Here is a 347-nt window from a genome sequence, read left to right as displayed (position 1 = left end):
TGGAGTACCCCACGAAAAGTAGACACTCTCTATTTTACTTATTTTCATACTCAACTGGGCTTACATAGCCTAACGCTGAGTGCCTTCTTTTACGGTTATAGAACACTTCAATGTACTCGAAGATCCCAGCTCTAGCTTCATTTATAGACTGATAATCTTCTGCATAAATCAGTTCGACTTTTAGTCGACTGAAAAACGATTCCATTACTGCGTTATCCCAACAGTTACCTTTACGACTCATGCTTGGCTCTCCGCCATGTCTACGCATAAAGTCTTGGTATTTTTGAGAGCGATATTGTACACCGCGATCTGAGTGGATAATAAGCCCCTTAGGGGGCTTACGTGAC

Annotated in this window: 1 protein-coding gene; it reads right to left on the bottom strand. The window is 42.1% G+C overall.

Going from position 1 to position 347, the window contains the following annotated elements:
* Positions 1–34: 34 nt before the first annotated feature.
* Positions 35–347 (bottom strand): IS3 family transposase (locus PVK70_RS18975; protein WP_274441716.1); only part of this gene is annotated, 313 nt, incomplete at its 5' end.

It is taken from the genome of Aliivibrio sp. A6 (assembly GCF_028765505.1).
GTDB lineage: Bacteria > Pseudomonadota > Gammaproteobacteria > Enterobacterales > Vibrionaceae > Aliivibrio > Aliivibrio finisterrensis_A.
The sequence above is the reverse complement of the archived record's forward strand: the minus strand, read 5'-3'. Positions and strand labels throughout refer to the sequence as shown.